At 45.9% G+C, this 18,481-nt stretch carries 21 protein-coding genes and 1 pseudogene; 20 read left to right on the top strand and 2 right to left on the bottom strand.

Going from position 1 to position 18,481, the window contains the following annotated elements; all coding sequences use genetic code 11:
• Positions 1-27: 27 nt before the first annotated feature.
• Entirely contained in the window at positions 28-420 is a 393-nt protein-coding gene (locus NSQ12_RS03720) for a hypothetical protein (protein ID WP_113713056.1), read from the bottom strand.
• A 13-nt stretch (positions 421-433) separates the two neighbouring features.
• On the bottom strand, positions 434-2,203 hold the full coding sequence (locus NSQ12_RS03725) for a T7SS effector LXG polymorphic toxin (RefSeq protein ID WP_339175935.1): 1,770 nt from the start codon (positions 2,201-2,203) through the stop codon (positions 434-436).
• A gap of 211 nt (positions 2,204-2,414) precedes the next feature.
• On the opposite strand from NSQ12_RS03725, the gene NSQ12_RS03730 reads away from it, so the two are divergent.
• The 20 genes and pseudogenes from NSQ12_RS03730 (at position 2,415) to yesR (ending at position 18,480) form a co-directional block, all read left to right on the top strand.
• On the top strand, positions 2,415-3,437 hold the full coding sequence (locus NSQ12_RS03730) for a hypothetical protein (RefSeq protein ID WP_339175937.1): 1,023 nt from the start codon (positions 2,415-2,417) through the stop codon (positions 3,435-3,437).
• Positions 3,438-3,598: 161 nt separating this feature from the next.
• On the top strand, positions 3,599-4,729 hold the full coding sequence (rapH, locus tag NSQ12_RS03735; protein WP_339175939.1) for a response regulator aspartate phosphatase RapH: 1,131 nt from the start codon (positions 3,599-3,601) through the stop codon (positions 4,727-4,729).
• Complete coding sequence (phrH, locus tag NSQ12_RS03740) at positions 4,719-4,892, top strand: phosphatase RapH inhibitor PhrH (protein ID WP_339175940.1); 174 nt, start codon at positions 4,719-4,721, stop codon at positions 4,890-4,892. Before rapH ends, phrH begins: the two co-directional genes overlap by 11 nt.
• Before the next feature lie 159 nt (positions 4,893-5,051).
• The gene (locus NSQ12_RS03745; protein ID WP_003233863.1) at positions 5,052-5,771 is read left to right on the top strand and encodes a YebC/PmpR family DNA-binding transcriptional regulator; all 720 of its coding nucleotides are present in this window, start codon (positions 5,052-5,054) and stop codon (positions 5,769-5,771) included.
• 133 nt (positions 5,772-5,904) lie between these two features.
• The gene (gene yeeK / locus NSQ12_RS03750) at positions 5,905-6,360 is read left to right on the top strand and encodes a spore coat protein YeeK (RefSeq protein WP_339175942.1); all 456 of its coding nucleotides are present in this window, start codon (positions 5,905-5,907) and stop codon (positions 6,358-6,360) included.
• A 114-nt stretch (positions 6,361-6,474) separates the two neighbouring features.
• On the top strand, positions 6,475-7,059 hold the full coding sequence (locus tag NSQ12_RS03755) for a TetR/AcrR family transcriptional regulator (RefSeq protein WP_339175944.1): 585 nt from the start codon (positions 6,475-6,477) through the stop codon (positions 7,057-7,059).
• 78 nt (positions 7,060-7,137) lie between these two features.
• Positions 7,138-7,581, top strand: coding sequence for a nuclear transport factor 2 family protein (locus NSQ12_RS03760; protein ID WP_339175946.1), 444 nt, complete (start codon positions 7,138-7,140; stop codon positions 7,579-7,581).
• Positions 7,578-8,443, top strand: a pseudogene (locus tag NSQ12_RS03765) (NAD-dependent epimerase/dehydratase family protein); the annotation flags it as partial. The gene NSQ12_RS03760 and the pseudogene NSQ12_RS03765, both read left to right, overlap by 4 nt.
• Positions 8,444-8,572: 129 nt before the next feature.
• Entirely contained in the window at positions 8,573-8,821 is a 249-nt protein-coding gene (cotJA, locus tag NSQ12_RS03770) for a spore coat-associated protein CotJA (RefSeq protein ID WP_003219489.1), read from the top strand.
• A complete protein-coding gene (cotJB, locus tag NSQ12_RS03775; RefSeq protein ID WP_003219491.1) occupies positions 8,805-9,068 on the top strand; it encodes a spore coat protein CotJB in 264 nt (87 codons plus the stop codon). The genes cotJA and cotJB overlap by 17 nt, the downstream gene beginning before the upstream one ends.
• A 14-nt stretch (positions 9,069-9,082) precedes the next feature.
• On the top strand, positions 9,083-9,652 hold the full coding sequence (cotJC, locus tag NSQ12_RS03780; RefSeq protein ID WP_003233850.1) for a spore coat protein CotJC: 570 nt from the start codon (positions 9,083-9,085) through the stop codon (positions 9,650-9,652).
• Positions 9,653-9,776: 124 nt separating this feature from the next.
• Positions 9,777-10,319, top strand: a complete 543-nt coding sequence (locus tag NSQ12_RS03785) for a GNAT family N-acetyltransferase (RefSeq protein ID WP_072175465.1) — start codon at positions 9,777-9,779, stop codon at positions 10,317-10,319.
• A gap of 22 nt (positions 10,320-10,341) precedes the next feature.
• On the top strand, positions 10,342-10,644 hold the full coding sequence (locus NSQ12_RS03790; RefSeq protein ID WP_339175948.1) for a YesK-like family protein: 303 nt from the start codon (positions 10,342-10,344) through the stop codon (positions 10,642-10,644).
• Between the two features lie 114 nt (positions 10,645-10,758).
• Positions 10,759-11,388: a YesL family protein gene (locus NSQ12_RS03795; protein WP_103031700.1), complete on the top strand. Its 630-nt coding sequence runs from the start codon at positions 10,759-10,761 to the stop codon at positions 11,386-11,388.
• Positions 11,385-13,118 carry a two-component system sensor histidine kinase YesM gene (yesM, locus tag NSQ12_RS03800; protein WP_033885039.1) on the top strand — a complete coding sequence of 578 codons (1,734 nt, stop codon included), beginning with the start codon at positions 11,385-11,387 and terminating at the stop codon, positions 13,116-13,118. The genes NSQ12_RS03795 and yesM overlap by 4 nt, the downstream gene beginning before the upstream one ends.
• Positions 13,118-14,224, top strand: a complete 1,107-nt coding sequence (gene yesN / locus NSQ12_RS03805) for a two-component system response regulator YesN (RefSeq protein ID WP_339175951.1) — start codon at positions 13,118-13,120, stop codon at positions 14,222-14,224. The genes yesM and yesN overlap by 1 nt, the downstream gene beginning before the upstream one ends.
• 102 nt (positions 14,225-14,326) lie before the next feature.
• Positions 14,327-15,610, top strand: coding sequence for an ABC transporter substrate-binding protein (locus NSQ12_RS03810; protein ID WP_339175953.1), 1,284 nt, complete (start codon positions 14,327-14,329; stop codon positions 15,608-15,610).
• On the top strand, positions 15,607-16,536 hold the full coding sequence (locus NSQ12_RS03815) for a sugar ABC transporter permease (protein ID WP_021481264.1): 930 nt from the start codon (positions 15,607-15,609) through the stop codon (positions 16,534-16,536). The genes NSQ12_RS03810 and NSQ12_RS03815 overlap by 4 nt, the downstream gene beginning before the upstream one ends.
• Before the next feature lie 3 nt (positions 16,537-16,539).
• On the top strand, positions 16,540-17,430 hold the full coding sequence (locus tag NSQ12_RS03820) for a carbohydrate ABC transporter permease (protein ID WP_198878935.1): 891 nt from the start codon (positions 16,540-16,542) through the stop codon (positions 17,428-17,430).
• Positions 17,431-17,445: 15 nt separating this feature from the next.
• On the top strand, positions 17,446-18,480 hold the full coding sequence (yesR, locus tag NSQ12_RS03825) for a rhamnogalacturonyl hydrolase YesR (protein WP_198878934.1): 1,035 nt from the start codon (positions 17,446-17,448) through the stop codon (positions 18,478-18,480).
• Position 18,481: the final 1 nt, after the last annotated feature.

Raw genomic sequence — 18,481 nt, forward strand, 5'->3', positions numbered from 1 at the left:
TTAAATTTTAGCTGAAGTAGCTTACTACTATTCAGTTCTCCCGATTGTGATCTCACCATCATGGAAAAATTCAATAACAAAACCGTGGTCGCTGTACATAAAAGTATCTGAACCTACAGCAAGTACGTCATCTAGCACTTCTAATGCATTCTCTAATGTAGTCCTCACAACAGGAACATCCGATGGATTCCATAGAAGATTAATGGTTGTATCTACAATCCCTTGAGACTTTAACCAATTATATAGATCATCATAGGTTTCTATACTTTCTTTTTGAGGTACTTTGTCCCAATCAATTCTAGCCCAACTGGTTATCGGGAATTTATTGTTTAGTGTCTCAAAGTATTGTTCGGTTAGCTCATCTGATAAAATTTCTTTAGGATCTTTAAGGGCTTCGATGCATTCTTCAAATAAGTCCAAAATTTCCACCTCGTTATTTGTTAAGATGTTTAAGTAATGATATGAAGGTGTTTTCATCACCTTCAAAAGGAATATAATATTTTTTGGAATTTCCTTTTTTTCCTTCTCTAAAATCTTCGACATTTATATGTGGGCCTTTTTCATGATCAAAATCTAAACGCCATCTTACTTTTCTGTCACTAGATCTTCTGCCAATAACTTTACCTACACCAGCACTAGTTCCTAATCTCCCGATAACTGGTTGCGAATCTGGGCCAAGATCACCAATAATTTTAAGAGCTTGGTTTCTAGCTTGTTCATAAGTCTGAACTTTCGGAAGCGCTATTTCATTGCTTTTCTTGACAGTATTACTAATATTATTTGATGATTTAAATAACACACTGGACTTTTGATCTTCAATAATACTTTTTAAAAGTGGAATGTTTTTTGTGTTGTAAGTATTTTCAAAGTCTTGTGCTATTCCAACAAGTGCAGGTTCATACTTATTTTTAGGTAAGGAATTGATAAAAACTTTTCCTTTTTCAATTCTTGCCTTTACATGTTTAGTAGCTGATTTTTCTCCAGCTTCCAAAACTTTATCTACCTTGGTTACACCAGTTTTGGCGATCTTACTAGATACTTTCACAGCAGATCCTATACCTTTTAGCCCAACAAGGTTTCCAACCACATATGTAACGTAGTGTGCCTTTGAATAGGTATCACCGTTAATAAATTTATCATTCCATGAATCAGCTATGTTTTGCCATATGATTTTAGCATATGAAGGTGTATTCAACACAGTACTAATTGTTGTGGCAACTTTTTGCTTATCAGAGAGTTGGGAGAATTCCCAGGTACCGACAGCTAAATCTTTTAAACCAATTACAGTATCTTTTCCAACATCATATAGACCGACACCGACTCCTTTGAAACCCTCCGTGAGTTCATGCGTGTTTTCAATCTGTGTGAAATACCTTTGCTGATCCTCTGTAAGGTTCTCATATCCAATAGTTTTTGCCATTTCGTAGAATTCATCGGCATCCGCATAATCGTAGTTTTTTAGTCTTTCTTTTAATTTTTCAATCTCGCGTTCCTTCGCTTCCTCTTTCTTAATCTTCAAGTAAGCCTCAGTCCGCGTTTCAATGTCGCCTTTTTTCTTATGTATGTCGCTCTCACGGTAAGCCTTGGCGTTGTAGTGGATGGGTGTGGCGTTTTTGCCTTTGCCTGTTGCTTCTTGGAGCTTTTGGAAGTCGGATTTGATGAATTGTTCGTTTGGTTCTGACAGGGCGTATTCTGTCTTCAGGTCTTCGTCCAAGGCGTCCAATTTTTCCAGTGTTTTTTTGCGTTTGTCGTTGGCATCTGCCAGCTCGTCTTTGAAGGTTTCTGTTGAAAACAGGTCGAGCGGGAGGATGTCGTCGATATCGTTTAAGATATCTTTCATCGCTTTTTTCTGTTCAGACATGATGGATTTCGATTTTTTGTGCGCATTTTCCAGTTCATGCTCCAGGAAAGATTCTTCGATGTATGCGTCAGAGAGGCCTTTGTCCTCGGCGGCTCCGGCGATACTGTTGAAAAATGCGATTTTCATGTCGATGTAGTCGATCCATTGGTCGGTGACGCCGACGTGGTCGTGGTAGAAGGCTTTGATATTGCTGGCGCCTTTACCTGAGAATTCACTGTCACTGAGATCAGCGACGCTTTTTAACGCTTTTCTCAAGTTCACCATTTGCGTTCTTAGTTCTTTGTACTCTTTTGCACGGTCTGTCGCTTCCGAAAGCAGTGTTTTCGCTTCAAATACTTTCATGACCATTTCCCTTCTTTTGTTCGCTCAATATCAAAATTTTACCACGGGTCGGGATAAGGTGGGGGTGAGAACGTGTTTTGGTGGAAAAATGAGTCATTTGGCATGTGTCTTTATTCGTGGAGGGATTGGCGGAAACATGGTCGAAATGATATTGATTGCTACACATTTTTTGGAAGTTTGTATTCTATATTGTTTTTTAAGGAGCATGTTGATGACGAAAAAACGGATTACATTTGGTTTATTAGTTTTAATGGTATGTGTCATCCTGTTTGTTCTGTCTGTTCAGTTACGCAATAAAGACAGTATTCCTGTCCAATCTTCCGCCATCCACCCCGAAGAAGACCGGATCTTTTTTATCTACTCCAATCCTTTCATAAAAGAAAGCGTGCTGCTTTCAACCTCAACAGGCGAACGGTTTAACAGGCGTACGTTTAAGGTGGCGGATGTTCCTTATATTCAAATGAAGTCATACAAATCCACAGACCTTGTATTATTGGCGGAACACGAGCCTTTTTGCTACACGCTGGAGAAGGATGCGATCAAAGAGCATCCGCTGTCAGATCCATTTGCGTTTTGGTATGAGGGGAAGGATGTGTCTGTTAAGGCCTATAATGTTGATACGACGGGAAATGAGATCCACATAAACGACAGAAAAACGAAAAAGGAATATAGCCTTACCTTGCCTTCGCTTGTCACGATGGGGGCCAGCGATGAGAACTATATTTATATCATTCAAAGCATGTCTATTTACGTGATCGATAGAAAAACAGAGGAAATGATTGAGACCCTGAGCTTAGCCTCGTACGCTGATCAATTCGCAGAATCGGAGGAATTTATTGTCGCGAGCTCGGATCATAAATTGACTGTGATTGAAAAAGGGACATGGAAGACGACATATATTGCGTATCCTGAAGATCTTGAATATGCAGATACTGTGTACTATGACAAAGAAAGCGGCAGTTTTTACGTGGCGTACGAGGACAAAGAGGGTGGAGCGAACTTGCTGGAATATGGGGAGGATTTTTCTATTCACACATACAGCTTGACATTCCCTTATATGGAGGCGAAGTTTAAGGGGAATCTATTGTATATAGTTGCCCAGGAAGAGCATAAAAAGGGCATCGGCGGGTATGTGGGTGTGTTTGATATTCATTCTAAGAAGATGCTTTATCAGTTTGATTTGCCTGAGGAACAGGTGAAGGTTCAGGATTTTGTTGTGGTTGACAATAAGTGAATACTATATGAAATAGAATGACAAAGACCCTTGCGTAAAGGGTCTTTTTTGCGTAGAAAAACAAATTGACAGGATGAAAAAACAATTTCTTCCTTTCGTATTGTTTTCAAAATTTGGGATTGATAGAATATGACATATCTCATAGAGAAGGAGGGAAGCCGTTGAGTCAAGCCATACCGTCTTCGCGTGTTGGTGTTAAGATTAATGAATGGTATAAAATGATTCGCCAGTTCAGTGTTCCGGATGCTGAGGTTCTGAAAGCGGAGGTGGAGCAGGACATTCAGCAGATGGAAGAAGACCAGGATTTGCTGATCTATTATTCTCTGATGTGTTTTCGTCACCAGCTGATGCTTGATTATTTGGAGCCGGGACAAACATACGGGAATCGCCCTACAGTGACAGAGCTTCTTGAAACGGTTGAGACCCCTCAGAAAAAACTCACAGGCCTTTTGAAATACTACTCTTTGTTTTTCCGCGGCATGTATGAATTTGATCAAAAAGAATATGTGGAAGCGATCGGGTATTATCGCGAGGCGGAGAAAGAACTGCCGTTTGTGTCAGATGAAATTGAGAAAGCGGAATTCCATTTTAAAGTGGCCGAAGCGTATTATCACATGAAGCAAACCCATGTGTCGATGCATCATATTCTTCAAGCCTTGGACATTTATCAAAACAATCCCCTATACAGCATTAGAACGATACAAAGCTTGTTTGTGATCGCCGGCAACTATGATGATTTCAAACATTATGATAAAGCGCTCCCGCATTTAGAGGCGGCGCTCAAATTGGCAATGGACATTCAAAATGACAGGTTTATCGCCATTTCTCTATTGAACATCGCGAACAGCTATGACAGATCAGGAGACGATCAGATGGCTGTAGAACATTTCCAAAAAGCGGCGAAAGTAAGCAGAGAGAAAGTCCCTGATCTGCTTCCGAAAGTCTTGTTTGGATTAAGCTGGACATTATGTAAAGCGGGCCAAACACAGAAGGCGTTTCAGTTCATAGAGGAAGGATTAGACCATATCACAGCACGTTCTCACAAATTTTATAAAGAATTGTTTCTGTTCTTGCAGGCCGTGTACAAGGAGACTGTTGATGAACGAAAAATTCATGATCTTTTAAGCTATTTCGAAAAAAAGAACCTGCACGCTTACATTGAAGCATGTGCCCGGAGTGCTGCCGCTGTTTTTGAAAGCAGCTGTCACTTTGAACAAGCAGCTGCGTTTTATCGGAAAGTGCTGAAAGCCCAAGAAAATATTTTAAAAGGAGAGTGTTTATATGCCTATTAAGAAAAAAGTGATGATGTGCCTGGCTGTTACTCTAGTTTTGGGAAGCATGTCGTTTCCATTCCTGACAAACTCCGGCGGATTTAAGGAATCAACAGATCGAAATACGACGTATGTCGATCATTCCCCTTACAAACTTAGTGATCAGAAGAAAGCCCTTAGCTAGTGCTTTTTCTTGCTTTACAGAAGACGTTCCATTTTCCACATCGCGGCATTCCTTCTATTTCTAACGCAAGACACTCGAAACAACCAAACCATTTGAGGTATAATGGATAAAGTGAATAACAGTATTTAGATTGATATATATGAAAGAGAGTGGAACATCATGGGCCGTAAGTGGAACAATATTAAAGAGAAGAAGGCGTCTAAGGACGCAAATACGAGTCGGATTTATGCGAAGTTTGGCCGTGAGATTTATGTGGCGGCGAAACAGGGCGAGCCTGATCCGGAGTCCAACCAGGCGCTGAAGGTTGTGCTTGAGCGTGCGAAGACTTACAGCGTGCCGAAAAACATCATTGAACGTGCGATCGAGAAGGCGAAGGGCGGAGCGGAAGAGAATTACGATGAGCTTCGTTATGAGGGCTTCGGGCCGAACGGATCAATGATTATCGTTGATGCGCTGACGAATAATGTAAACCGTACGGCGCCGGAAGTGCGTGCGGCGTTCGGGAAAAACGGCGGAAACATGGGTGTGAGCGGATCTGTTGCTTACATGTTTGACGCGACGGCTGTAATCGGTGTGGAAGGCAAAACTGCTGACGAAGCGCTTGAAATCCTGATGGAAGCGGATGTTGATGTCCGTGACATTTTAGAAGAGGATGACAGCGTGATCGTATATGCCGAGCCTGATCAATTCCATGCTGTGCAAGAGGCGTTTAAAAACGCGGGTGTCGAGGAATTTACAGTAGCGGAGCTGACAATGCTTGCGCAAAGTGAAGTAACGCTTCCGGATGATGCAAAGGAACAGTTTGAAAAATTGATTGATGCATTAGAAGATTTGGAAGATGTTCAGCAGGTATATCATAACGTTGATTTAGGTGAGTAAGGAGTGAGCAGGCTGTTATGGCCTGCTTTTTTTGTCCCGGAAATTGTTTTAGCTGTATGTAGGCGGCCGCCTATACGATCTATAAGATATTCTCATACTCTGGACTGTAACCTATGTGAAGGAGAGAGTGAATATGACTGATACAAGACATATGTATGGCGGACCTGGTTTTGGTCATTATCAGGGCTTTGGTATTGGCCACCCGGGCTATGGCATGCAAAGCACAGGCTATCCGGGCTATGGCATGTATGGAGGCCACCCGGGCTATGGCATGCAAGGCTACCCAGATCACGGCATACATGGAGGAGTCGGCGGCTATCCGGGATATGGAACGTACGGAGGATACGGAGGATCCGGCGGTTACCCAAGCGGCGGCTATGGAGGCTCTCCGGGAACTGGAAATTATCCGAACATGCACCATGAAAATGATGGCCATCACCACTATTATCACCATCATCATGATGGAAAAGATAATCTTCATCACCATCATCACCATGTTGGAAAGGATAATTATCACCACCATCATGATGGTCATTATGGCCACCATCACCACCATATGGGCCACTGGGGAAAAGACGGTTATAAATAAAGAAGATGATGGTATAAAGAGGACACTCTTGCAGATCAAGAGTGTTTTTTTATCTTTTTTCTTGACTGTTTAGTCTGGAAACTGGTAACATTTGTTTCAGGAGGTGATCATTTTTTGGGGAGGAATAAAGAATTTGATACGGCGCTTGTTCTTCACAGGGCGATAGAGGTCTTCGGAGAGTATGGCTACGAAGGAACGTCTCTTCAGGATCTGCTCTCTCATTTAGGCATTGCGCGCCAGAGCTTGTATGATACGTATGGCACGAAGCGTGATTTGTTTTTGTCCGCGGTGAAATCGTATCTTGAAGGGAAAAACGCTGCCGTTATGGAAAGGCTTGAAGCGCCAGGATCTGTAAAGGAAGCCATTCGTGATATTTTTCAAGAAGGTGTCAATGCCCTGAGGGACCCGGAACGGGCGAAGGCGTGTTACATTATGAACAGCGCGATTGAACAGATTCCCCATGACCCTGAGCTTGCCCGGTATTTTGAAAGACAATCCAAGCAGCTTGAGAACGCTTTTTATCAGGCGCTTTTAAGAGCGAAGGATCAAGGAGAATTGAATGGAGAAGAGACTGATATATCTGCGCTTGCCCGGTACCTGAATCAAAGCAGGCTGTCATTGACCTTTATTGCGAAAGTGACGGCAGATATGGATCGGCTTCAGGACCATGTTGACGTGAGTTTATCAGTGCTTGATTAACATGTGGTAAAGAATTCTTTGCCCATGTATGTACTTTTTGGACTGAACAGTCTAGAAATAAAAAAGAGGTGATGATGAATGTTAATGAATGAATTTGAAAAAGCATGTGAAACATTGAGAAAGTTTATGGCTTATATGCTTGAGGAGGACATGAAGAGCTGGACGGAGCTTTGGGATGAGAATGCTGTATTTGAGTTTCCTTATGCGCCGGAGGGATCACCAAAAAGAATAGAAGGAAAAGCGGCCATTTACAATTATATTAAGGATTATCCTAAGCAGATCCATCTTTCTTCATTTACCGCTCCGACAGTGTACCGTTCAGCAGATACGAATACGATGATTGCGGAGTTTCAATGTGACGGCCATGTGGTTGAGACTGGGCTGCCTTATCGCCAAAGCTATATCAGTGTCATCGAAACGAGAGACGGCCGCATTGTGCGTTATAGGGATTATTGGAATCCGCTTGTTGTAAAAGAGGCCTTTGGAGGATCATTTTTGCAAACAGAGGAGAGTGGGAAATGATGAAACAGAATCCGATTTTAATCACGGGCGGGACTGGCACAGTCGGCAGCCGAATCGCCAGCCGTTTAATAAAGCTGGGATACAGAGTGCGTATTGCAAGCCGAAAAAAGGGCGCGCTTGCAAGTGCGGAGTATGTGTATTTTGATTGGAAGGATGCCTCCAGTTTTACGCCTGCTCTAGAACAGGTAAAAGACATCTATCTTGTTGCTCCGGTTGGTGTACTTGATCCGGCTCCCTATGTGCTTCCCTTTTTAAAGGAAGCAAAGCGTCTCGGCGCAAAGCGGGTAGTGATGCAAAGTGCGTCTGTTGTCTCCGAGAACGGTCCCGTGTTTGGCGCGCTTCACCAGGCAGTGCGCGAGTTTCCAGAATGGACGGTGCTGCGGCCCTCATACTTTATGCAAAATTTCATCAATGTCCAGCATCGCATGTCTATTCAAACGGAGGGGCGCATCACAACGGCTTCGGGTGAAGGAAAACTTGGGTTTATTGACGCTGATGACATCGCAGAAACAGCCGTCAGGGCTTTGATTGATGATGTTCCTCATCAAACACATCATATTCTGACAGGTCCCGAGGCGCTGAGCTATGCCGAAGCGGCGGAGATCATTGGAGCTGCGGCGGGACGCCGGGTGGAGCATGTCAGCATTTCTCGTTCCGAGCTGCAGCATAAAATGGAGGCAGGAGGTTTGCCCGCGGATTATGCCCATTTTATGGCGAAGCTTGATGAGGCAATCAGCCATGGTGCGGAACATCGGGTAACGGATACAGTGAAGCGTGTGACGGGAAAAGAACCTCGTTCGCTGTCAGAGTTTGCGGCTGCTCATGCTGCATATTGGAAACACTGACCTCATTTTGGACTGAATAGTCTAGAAAGACCTTCGGCGCTTCCGAAGGTCTTCTTATTGAAAAAGCTAAGTCGTGTTTTAGTCATAATCATGCCTCCTGCCTCATACCTATTAAGGTCATTGTTTTTAAGAAAGGAGGAGCCGGAATGAAGGATATGCAGCCGTTTACGCCTGTCAAATCATATACGCCCTTTCACAGCCGTTTTGATCCCTGTCCGCCCATAGGGAAGAAATATTACAGAACGCCCCCTAACCTTTATATGACCTTTCAGCCTGAGCACATGGAGCAGTTTTCGCCGATGGAGGCTTTGAGGAAAGGCACCCTTTGGAAGGATCTCTATGATTTTTATGAAAACCCTTATCGAGGGGGAGACGCACATGGCAAAAAAGGTTGACGCCGAATATTATCGTCAGCTAGAGCAAATACAGGCTGCTGATTTTGTGCTTGTTGAGCTGAGTCTTTATTTAAATACACATCCTCATGATGAAGATGCGTTGAAGCAATTCAATCAATATTCCGGCTATTCAAGGCACTTAAAAAGACAGTTCGAATCCTCTTACGGACCGCTTCTGCAGTTCGGCAACAGCCCCGCGGGCAAGGATTGGGATTGGGGAAAAGGGCCATGGCCGTGGCAAGTATAAGGAGGAATGCCTGAATGTGGGTGTATGAAAAGAAGCTGCAATACCCTGTCAAGGTCAGTACGTGCAACCCGACGCTGGCGAAGTATTTGATTGAGCAGTATGGCGGAGCGGACGGCGAGCTGGCCGCAGCTCTCCGGTATTTGAACCAGCGTTATACGATTCCTGATAAGGTCATCGGCCTTTTAACAGATATCGGCACGGAGGAGTTTGCCCATTTGGAAATGATTGCGACCATGGTCTATAAGTTAACAAAAGACGCCACACCGGAGCAGCTGCGTGAAGCTGGGCTTGGCGATCATTACGTCAATCACGACAGCGCGCTTTTTTATCATAATGCGGCGGGCGTGCCGTTTACCGCGAGCTATATCCAAGCGAAGGGCGATCCGATTGCCGATTTATACGAAGATATTGCCGCAGAAGAAAAGGCGCGGGCGACGTATCAATGGCTGATTGATATTTCGGATGATCCTGATTTAAACGATTCCCTGCGTTTTTTGCGTGAGCGTGAAATCGTACACTCTATGCGCTTCAGAGAAGCGGTTGAAATTTTAAAAGAAGAACGGGATAAAAAGAAGATTTTCTAATAGGCAGATTGGCCTCTCTTTCATACACCCTTTTACATACAGAGAAAATGGTCTGTTTTTGCAGTTTGGTCTGCATTATAATCAAGGTGTGTGTGCAAGCTTACTTTTTGATTGGGAGGCCTTTATGTCAGCTTTTAAGATTGAGAACGAAACGATTGCAGATGGATTTTACGCGTGTCCGGCCGTCTATGAGGATGCAGAATCGATTACCGGGTTGCTCGTCCGAACAGCTGAATGGCTCCGGGATCGGGGTTCTAACCAATGGAGCGGACTTCTCAAAGGGCAAGATATACATGATATCACGGGGTCAATTGAAAAGGGACATGTGTTTGTGTTTAAGAAAGATGAAGAGCTTGCGGCTGTCGTGATGCTGCTGCCTGCACCGAGCGAGTGGGACCGGACGCTTTGGGGAGACGATGGGCATGAGGAGTCCATTTATTTGCATCGCCTCGCAGTAAGCCGCCGGTTTGCGGGACAGGGGCTTGGAGCCCGCGTCCTTCAATGGGCGGAGACGGGCATACACTTTCCGGGAAAAACACGGATCCGGCTTGACTGTGTCGCTGATAGCGACGCCCTGCATTCCTTTTATCGGCGTATGGGATATGAATTCATGGGTGCTGATGCGTCTGGATATCATTTGTTTGAGAAAGAGATTACGGCAGAATAAGCGTCCTTTGCAGGGGGCTTTTTTGTCTTTTCTAAAAGGGAGGGCAGGCGATGTGTGGGCAATATTATTTGTGACAGGGATCGTGACGGCTTGTCTGTTTGCTGGCGTATCCGTTTTGATGCGGATGAGATTTCCTGACAAAAGTCGGCCGGAATGGATGTTGGCCGGGCTGATCGTCCTTGGTGTGTTTGCGATCTGGTACAGCCTCGTGTATGTACGCGGCTGGGAAGGGGCTGCGCTCGGAATGCTTGGATTCAATGTCATTTTCGGAGGCATTGCCGGATATTTGGTCGATAAGGCCATCCGGCGTTACAGGAAAAGATAAGGCTGCTGCCGTCTCTCATCATGTCGAAATTTTCACAGAACGGCAGGAATTTTCTTTCGAAAGGAGAAATACATATTACTTTAAAATGAAAGCGTTTTCCTAAGCGGGAAGGTGATGTTGATGATACACAGTGTGACAAATGGGCTGAATCGTTTTTGTACGTGGGTGATGAGACTGGCCTATTTGAATGTGCTTTGGATTTTATTTTCTCTTGCAGGCCTGGTTGTGTTTGGACTGATGCCCGCTACTGCCGCGATGTTTACAGTGGCGAGAGAATGGGCGAAGGGGAATACAGATGCCCCGGTGTTTTCTGTCTTTTTTCGGGCGTTTAAAAAGGAATGGCGGGCATCACAGATCCTCGGGCTTATCGTTGTGACGGCTGCCCTGTTTCTGTTTGCGGATATGCGGATAGCGGCTCAGATGGACCAGCCTGTGCTCGTCAATGTATTCCTGAGCATTAGTTTGATTTTCGCGTTTGTTGTGCTGTATGTGTTCCCGGTATTTTCTCATTTTGACGTAAAAATCAGAGAGGTGCTGAGCATCAGCTTTTTCATTGCCTTCAGCCGTCCGGCGGTGACGCTTTTGATGGCGGCGGGCGCTGTCGGTGTGCTTTGTCTCGTTCTGTTTCATGTCACGTTTCTATTGTTTTTCAGCGGGAGTTTACTCAGCCTGATCTTAACGAAGCTGTCCTTTAAAGCGTTTCGGTCAATGGATCAGCGGCAGGAGAAAGAAAAGGCGGCATGAAGAAAAGAGTTGCTGGCTGGTACAGGCGGATGAAGATTAAGGATAAGCTGTTTGTGTTTCTATCGTTGATTATGGCCGTATCCTTTCTGTTTGTATACAGCGGGGTCCAGTATGCCTTTCATGTGTATGATGAGCAGATTTACCGCAAGTCCTCGGAGGTGCTTCGGATGTCTTCTGAAAGGATCGAAGACGAGCTGAAGAAGATAGAGGATGTGTCATATGAAATCATTACGGACGAACAGATTCAGCGCATCCTGAGCATGCAAAATCGCGATGATACGTACGATCAGTATCAAATGAAGCAGGAGCTCTGGGATCAGCTGGCTGGATATGCCAGCGATGAAAAGTACATCGATTCCATTCATTTGATTGATGCCCGCGGCTCAGAGTATTCAGCCGGAAGCAGTTCTTCAGATCTTTTGCAGCAGGAGCAGGAAGAGGTATTTAAGCGAGTGAAAGCGAAAAATGGAAGAAATCTTTGGATGACGCTCGGCGGGTCAGATCCTGTCCTGATTTCAGCACGGCAGATCAGGTCCTATCACCAGCTGAGTCTGAACGGCTTGGGCATGGTGCTGATCCAAGTCAATGTAAAACAAATGATTCGTGATGTGCCGAAGGATTGGGGCGATTCAGTCGGAGACATTATGATTGCTGACCAAGGCGGGAATTTGGTGTATACGGCACATGCATCAGCGCATGTTCCTGAGGCAGCAAAAGAGACGCTGAAGCACCCCGGTTATGACTTGATAAAAAAGAATGGCAAACGTTACTTTATTTCTTATCTTCAATCATCCTACCAAAATTGGAGCTACTATAACGTTATCCCCTTTGATCAGATGTTCGCGAAAATTTCCTTTATGAAAACAGTGATCGGCACATGCTTTCTCCTCTTTTTCTGTGTGGTTTTGCTTTTCGGAAGGAAAATCGCCAACAGCATCACGGAGCCGATTGAACAGCTTGTGACCGCGATGAAATCGGTACAGCACGGCGGCATTGAAGCAGGTGTGTCGCTTTCTCTGCCGGAACATACACAGGATGAGGCCGGCATGCTGAACCGTCATTTTACTGTCATGATGAAACGGATTAATGAGCTGATGGAAGAAAATGTGGAAAAACAGCTCATCATTAAAGAAACCGAATTGAAAGCACTGCAAGCCCAGATCAATCCGCATTTTTTATATAACACGCTCGAGTCCATCAATTGGCTGGCCAAGGCGAATCAGCAAAAGCAAATCTCAAAAATGGTGGAATCGCTCGGTTTTCTTCTGCGAAACAGCATACATATGAAGAAGGATATCGTGACCATTCAGGAGGAGGCGGACATTGTACGTCACTATATGACCATTCAGCGATTTCGATTTGAAGAGCGCCTGAATTTCACGTTGGATATTGACGATGAGGTGAAGCATTGCCTCATTCCGAAACTGACGCTCCAGCCGCTTGCGGAAAATGCGATTCAATACGCGCTTGAACCCTTTACAAGGCCATGCGCCATCCGGATTCAGGCGAAAAAGGCGAAGGGCTGTGTCTGTATTACGGTCGAAGATAACGGCCCTGGCATGGATGGACGGATTCTTGAATCAACGGGCGGAAGAGGAATCGGACTTTGGAATATTCGCGAGCGCATCAGCCTGACATTCGGAGAGCCATACGGCTTGCGGATTCATAGTGAGCATGAAAAGGCGACGAGGATTGTGATCACAATACCGTGCCGAAATGAGGTGGTGTGATGTATAAAATACTGCTGGCTGATGATGAGAGGATTATCCTTGATGGAATGGCGGGAATCATTGAGTGGGAGTCGCTTGGCGCCTCATTGATCGGAAAAGCGCAGAACGGACATGAAGCATATGAAAAGATTGTACATAAGCAGCCGCATATCGTCATCACAGACGTCAAAATGCCCGGCATGGACGGGCTTGAGCTGATCAAAAAGGTGTCAGCCGTCAGCCCGTCGGTGCAATTTATCGTCCTGTCCGGGTTTGGAGAGTTTGAATACGCAAAGGAAGCCATGAAATATGGGGTGAAGCATTATTTGCTGAAGCCCTGCAATGAACAGCAGATTATCAGCTCGCTGGAGGAAATCATTGCTGAGCTGAAGCGGCAAGATGTGCACAAAAAGAAAACAGCCCATCTGAAACACGAGCTGGACCATATCCGTTCCTTTGCAGCCGATCAATACTTGGAAGGCTTGATCGCCGGTGTGGCCCAGTTGTCTCCGCCGCCTTCACTTGCCGGAAAAAAGATCCGCCTCTTGATCTTAAAAGGGGAACAATCTATTGATGCCACAGCCAGAGAGGCACTCGGGTCGGCACTGACAGCGGTTTGCAGCAGCGGAGAATGGACAGTGCTCGCCGTAGAGGAGAACGCCGCTGAAAAGGTGGCGGAGGTTTTTGCGGACCGCAAGATGGCCATCAGTCAGGCGGGAGAACTCCGGCACGCGGGGCAGCTGTTTCGTGACACAGCTGAAGCGTCTGGTGACCTGCATGGGAGCGCAGTGATTTCAAAAATGATCAGGCTTATTGCCGACGAGCTCGGAAATCCGAATCTGTCCTTAAAATGGGCGGCGAAGGATATGCTGTTTATGAATCCTGATTATCTCGGGAAGTTATTTAAGCAGGAAACAGGCGAGAAATTTTCCCAATATGTTACACGGGTGCGTCTTGAGCATGCGATGAAGCAGATGAAAATAAGGAGGGACGTGAGCGTTTCAGAAATTGCTGAAGAAATCGGGTTTGGCGATAATCCGAAGTATTTCAGTCTTGTTTTTAAAAAATATACCGGTCTGACACCGTCAGAATTCAGAAGAAAACAGGGAGGCGCTTCCGCAGGATAGCCATCTCTGTTTTTTTGACTTTCCCCACTGTTTTTTGAGTGTTTCGCCTCATCTGAACGCTTTAAAATAAATGTAAGCACTTACATTAAAGGGGGGATTGGTTTGAAGAAGATTTGTTACGTGCTGTTATCCCTTGTCTGCGTCTTTTTGTTCAGCGGATGTTCAGCAGGTGAAGAGACCTCGGGAAAAAAAGAAGACGTTACACTCAGAATCGCGTGGTGGGGCGGGCAGCCAAGGCATGATTATACAACAAAGGTAATTGAACTTTACGAGAAAAAGAATCCGCACGTCCATATTGAAGCGGAATTTGCGAACTGGGATGACTACTGGAAAAAGCTTGCGCCCATGTCTGCCGCCGGCCAGCTTCCTGATGTCATTCAAATGGATACCGCTTACTTAGCCCAATACGGAAAGAAGAACCAGCTGGAGGATTTAACGCCGTATACAAAGGATGGAACGATTGACGTCAGTTCAATCGACGAGAATATGCTGTCGGGCGGAAAAATCGACAATAAGCTTTATGGATTTACGCTAGGTGTCAACGTGCTGTCTGTGATTGCCAATGAAGATTTGCTGAAAAAAGCCGGTGTGTCTATCAATCAGGAAAACTGGACGTGGGAGGATTACGAGAAGCTGGCGTATGATCTTCAGGAAAAAGCCAGTGTCTACGGTTCTAATGGAATGCATCCGCCTGATATTTTCTTCCCTTATTATTTGCGCACAAAGGGTGAGCGTTTTTATAAAGAAGACGGCACTGGCCTCGCGTATCAAGATGATCAGCTGTTTGTCGATTACTTTGAACGGCAGCTGAGGCTGGTGAAAGCGAAAACGTCCCCAACACCTGATGAAAGCGCACAGATTAAAGGAATGGAAGACGATTTTATCGTCAAAGGCAAATCAGCGATTACATGGAACTACTCCAATCAATATTTGGGCTTTGCCCGGCTGACAGACTCGCCGCTGTCTCTCTATCTGCCGCCGGAGCAAATGCAGGAAAAGGCGCTGACACTGAAGCCGAGTATGCTGTTTTCCATTCCGAAAAGCTCTGAGCATAAAAAAGAGGCAGCGAAATTTATTAATTTCTTCGTGAATAATGAGGAAGCGAACCAGCTGATTAAAGGCGAGCGAGGCGTTCCAGTCTCCGACAAGGTGGCGGATGCGATTAAACCGAAGCTGAATGAGGAAGAAGCCAACATCGTGGAGTATGTAGAAACCGCGTCCAAAAACATCAGCAAAGCCGATCCGCCAGAGCCTGTGGGAAGCGCGGAGGTCATTAAGCTGCTGAAGGATACGTCAGATCAGATTCTGTATCAGAAGGTATCGCCGGAAAAAGCCGCCAAAACGTTCCGGAAAAAGGCCAATGAGATATTTGAGAGGAATAATTGACGGGAAATGGGGCTGACGCAATGAAAAAAAGCCGGAGTATAAGAAAAGACAATCTGGCGGGATATGCTTTTATTTCTCCGTTTATCATCGGGTTCCTATGCTTTACGGTGATCCCGATGGGGGCGTCCCTGTTTCTGTCCTTCACGAGCTATGACTTGTTTACGGCGCCGAAATGGATCGGACTCGACAACTTTAAGGAAATGTTTATGGGTGACGAAAAGTATTGGCAGTCTCTGAAGGTGACGTTTACGTATGTGCTTGCCGGGGTTCCGCTCCGCCTCGGCTTCGCGCTTTTTATCGCTGTCATTTTAAACAATGCAGCAAAAGGAACGGCCATTTACAGAACGCTCTTTTATCTGCCTTCGATCATCGGCGGGAGCGTCGCCGTGGCGATTATGTGGCGCAATATTTTTGGCAATGACGGGGTCATCAATGCGCTGCTGTTTTTTGTCGGGATTGATCAAAAAATTCTTTGGTACCAGAATCCGACAAGTGCGCTGTGGACATTGATTCTGCTGTCCGTCTGGCAGTTCGGGTCGTCAATGCTGATTTTTTTGGCCGGGCTGAAAAACATTCCGTCTTCGTATTTGGAAGCGGCAAGTGTGGATGGGGCAAATCGGGTGCAGCGTTTCTTCAAGATCACGCTTCCGATCCTTACACCGATTATTTTCTTTAATCTTGTGATGCAGACGATTTCTGCTTTTATGACATTTACACCTGCCTATATCATTTCGAAGGGCGAGGGCGGGCCGCTTGACGGGACACTTCTCTATTCGCTCTATTTGTTCCAGCGGGCGTTTAACTATTTTCAAATGGGCTACGCATCGGCGATGGCGTGGGTCATGCTTGTCATTGTCGGGCTGATTACGCTCATATTGTTTAAAACATCGTCATATTGGGTTCATTACGAGTCAAAGGAGGAATGACGGATGGAGCCGGTCAACCAGCCTGTCAGAGAAGTCCCGGTTTTTGAGAGAAAAAAAGCCGGGCGCGTCAGGCCCAAACGCATACTGTTCCATGTTTTTACGGCAACGCTGGCGGTGTTGCTGCTGTACCCGGTTATTTGGCTGTTTGTCAGCTCGTTTAAAGAAAGCGCCAGTATTTTTACAACCTCACATTCTCTCATTCCCGCCCCTTTTATTCTCAGTAACTATGCTGAAGGGTGGGAGGGTATCGCGGGACAGCCGTTTCTGACGTTTATTAAAAACTCGGCGATCATTGTCGGACTGTCAACAATCGGTGCCGTCCTGTCATCGGCTGTCATTGCGTACGGATTTGCGCGTATTCCGTTTAAGGGAAAAAAATTTTGGTTTGCGTGCATGATGGGGACGTTAATGCTGCCTCATGAAGTGTTGATGATTCCGCAGTATATTATGTTTGCGAAATTAGACTGGCTGAATTCCTTTAAACCAATTGTCGTTCCGCAATTTTTCGGGCATGCGTTTTTTATCTTTCTGATGATCCAGTTTATCCGGACGATTCCCGAGGAGCTGGATGAAGCCGCGCGAATCGACGGATGCGGGCGCTTTGCCTGCTTTTGGCGAATCATTCTCCCGCTGATTGCCCCCGCGCTTGCGACGTCTGCGATTTTCTCCTTCTATTGGAAGTGGGAGGAGCTGATTCAGCCGCTTTTGTATTTGAATAAGCCGGAGCTTTATCCTGTTTCACTTGCGCTGAAGCTTTTTCTCGATACAGAGTCGGCTTCGAACTGGGGCGCGATGTTTGCCATGTCGGCCGTCTCGTTATTGCCTGTGATTCTTGTTTTCTTTTTGTTTCAGAAATATATCGTTCAGGGCATCAGTACGACCGGATTAAAATAAAAAGGAGTGTTGCAGATGGCACAGCTTATCTTTGATGAAGAAAAGGTGACGTCGGTTATTGACCGGATCGTGAAACGGACATTTCAGATGGATTTTGCGTGGGATTGGCCGGGCGGCGTCGCGTTTTACGGCGTGGCGGAGGCCTATGAAGCGACGGAAAACGAGGAATATATCAATCTGTTAAAAACGTGGGTGGATGAACAGCTGGAGGATGGGCTGCCGCCGCTTTCAATCAACGGAGTTTCCATCGGGCATACGCTTTTGTTCCTCCACAAGGTGACGGGTGATGACGTGTACTTGGAAACAGCGGCCGAGATGGCGGAATATGTGCTGCATAAGGCGCCGCGCTTTGGCGAGGGTATCCTTCAGCATACGGTGAATGCGGCAGAATATGTGTTTCCTGAGCAGGCATGGGCGGATACGCTGATGATGGCTGGGCTGTTTATGCTGAGAATTGGGCGGATCATGGAGCGTGAGGATTATTTTGAAGACGGCCTGCGCCAGTTTCACGGACATGAGGATGTGCTTCAGGACCCTGTCACGAATTTGTACTACCACGCCTGGGACAACAAAGCGCAAAATCATCTGTCGGGGATTTATTGGGGCAGGGCGAACAGCTGGGCGGCACTCACGATGGCAAAGGCGCTCCCGCTTATTGAGGTGACACATCCTTCCTTTATGATCATCGACGGATCGCTCAGAGACCAGCTGAGCGCGCTTGTCCGGCTTCAGGATGAATCAGGGCTGTGGCATACGATTTTGGATGATCCGGATTCTTATCTGGAGGTTTCGGCATCAGCGGGTATTGCTTCTGCTCTGATATCGAGCGGAAAGCTGTATACAAAATATGTGCAGAAATCGCTTGCCGCCATTTTGGATGCGGTGGAAGAGGACGGACGGGTCAGCAAGGTATCGGCCGGGACAGCCGTCATGAAAAATGCCGAAGGATACAAACAGGTGCCTTACAAACGAATACAAGGATGGGGGCAGGGACTTGCGCTGACGTTTCTTGCTGATGTTTTGAAAACGAAAAAACGCGTGTATCAGTAAA

It is taken from the genome of Bacillus sp. PS95 (assembly GCF_037963565.1).
GTDB classification, from domain to species: domain Bacteria; phylum Bacillota; class Bacilli; order Bacillales; family Bacillaceae; genus Bacillus; species Bacillus subtilis.

Excerpts from the sequence above, each read along its gene's own strand:
- NSQ12_RS03785 (WP_072175465.1), top strand. The coding sequence starts at position 9,777 with ATGTCAGCTTTTAAGATTGAGAACGAAACGATTGCAGATGGATTTTAC.
- NSQ12_RS03760 (WP_339175946.1), top strand. The coding sequence starts at position 7,138 with ATGTTAATGAATGAATTTGAAAAAGCATGTGAAACATTGAGAAAGTTT.
- NSQ12_RS03730 (WP_339175937.1), top strand. The coding sequence starts at position 2,415 with ATGACGAAAAAACGGATTACATTTGGTTTATTAGTTTTAATGGTATGT.
- yesN (WP_339175951.1), top strand. The coding sequence starts at position 13,118 with ATGTATAAAATACTGCTGGCTGATGATGAGAGGATTATCCTTGATGGA.
- NSQ12_RS03745 (WP_003233863.1), top strand. The coding sequence starts at position 5,052 with ATGGGCCGTAAGTGGAACAATATTAAAGAGAAGAAGGCGTCTAAGGAC.
- cotJB (WP_003219491.1), top strand. The coding sequence starts at position 8,805 with ATGGCAAAAAAGGTTGACGCCGAATATTATCGTCAGCTAGAGCAAATA.
- yesR (WP_198878934.1), top strand. The coding sequence starts at position 17,446 with ATGGCACAGCTTATCTTTGATGAAGAAAAGGTGACGTCGGTTATTGAC.
- yesM (WP_033885039.1), top strand. The coding sequence starts at position 11,385 with ATGAAGAAAAGAGTTGCTGGCTGGTACAGGCGGATGAAGATTAAGGAT.
- phrH (WP_339175940.1), top strand. The coding sequence starts at position 4,719 with ATGCCTATTAAGAAAAAAGTGATGATGTGCCTGGCTGTTACTCTAGTT.
- NSQ12_RS03820 (WP_198878935.1), top strand. The coding sequence starts at position 16,540 with ATGGAGCCGGTCAACCAGCCTGTCAGAGAAGTCCCGGTTTTTGAGAGA.
- yeeK (WP_339175942.1), top strand. The coding sequence starts at position 5,905 with ATGACTGATACAAGACATATGTATGGCGGACCTGGTTTTGGTCATTAT.
- NSQ12_RS03795 (WP_103031700.1), top strand. The coding sequence starts at position 10,759 with ATGTTGATGATACACAGTGTGACAAATGGGCTGAATCGTTTTTGTACG.
- cotJC (WP_003233850.1), top strand. The coding sequence starts at position 9,083 with ATGTGGGTGTATGAAAAGAAGCTGCAATACCCTGTCAAGGTCAGTACG.
- NSQ12_RS03725 (WP_339175935.1), bottom strand. The coding sequence starts at position 2,203 with ATGAAAGTATTTGAAGCGAAAACACTGCTTTCGGAAGCGACAGACCGT.
- cotJA (WP_003219489.1), top strand. The coding sequence starts at position 8,573 with ATGAAGGATATGCAGCCGTTTACGCCTGTCAAATCATATACGCCCTTT.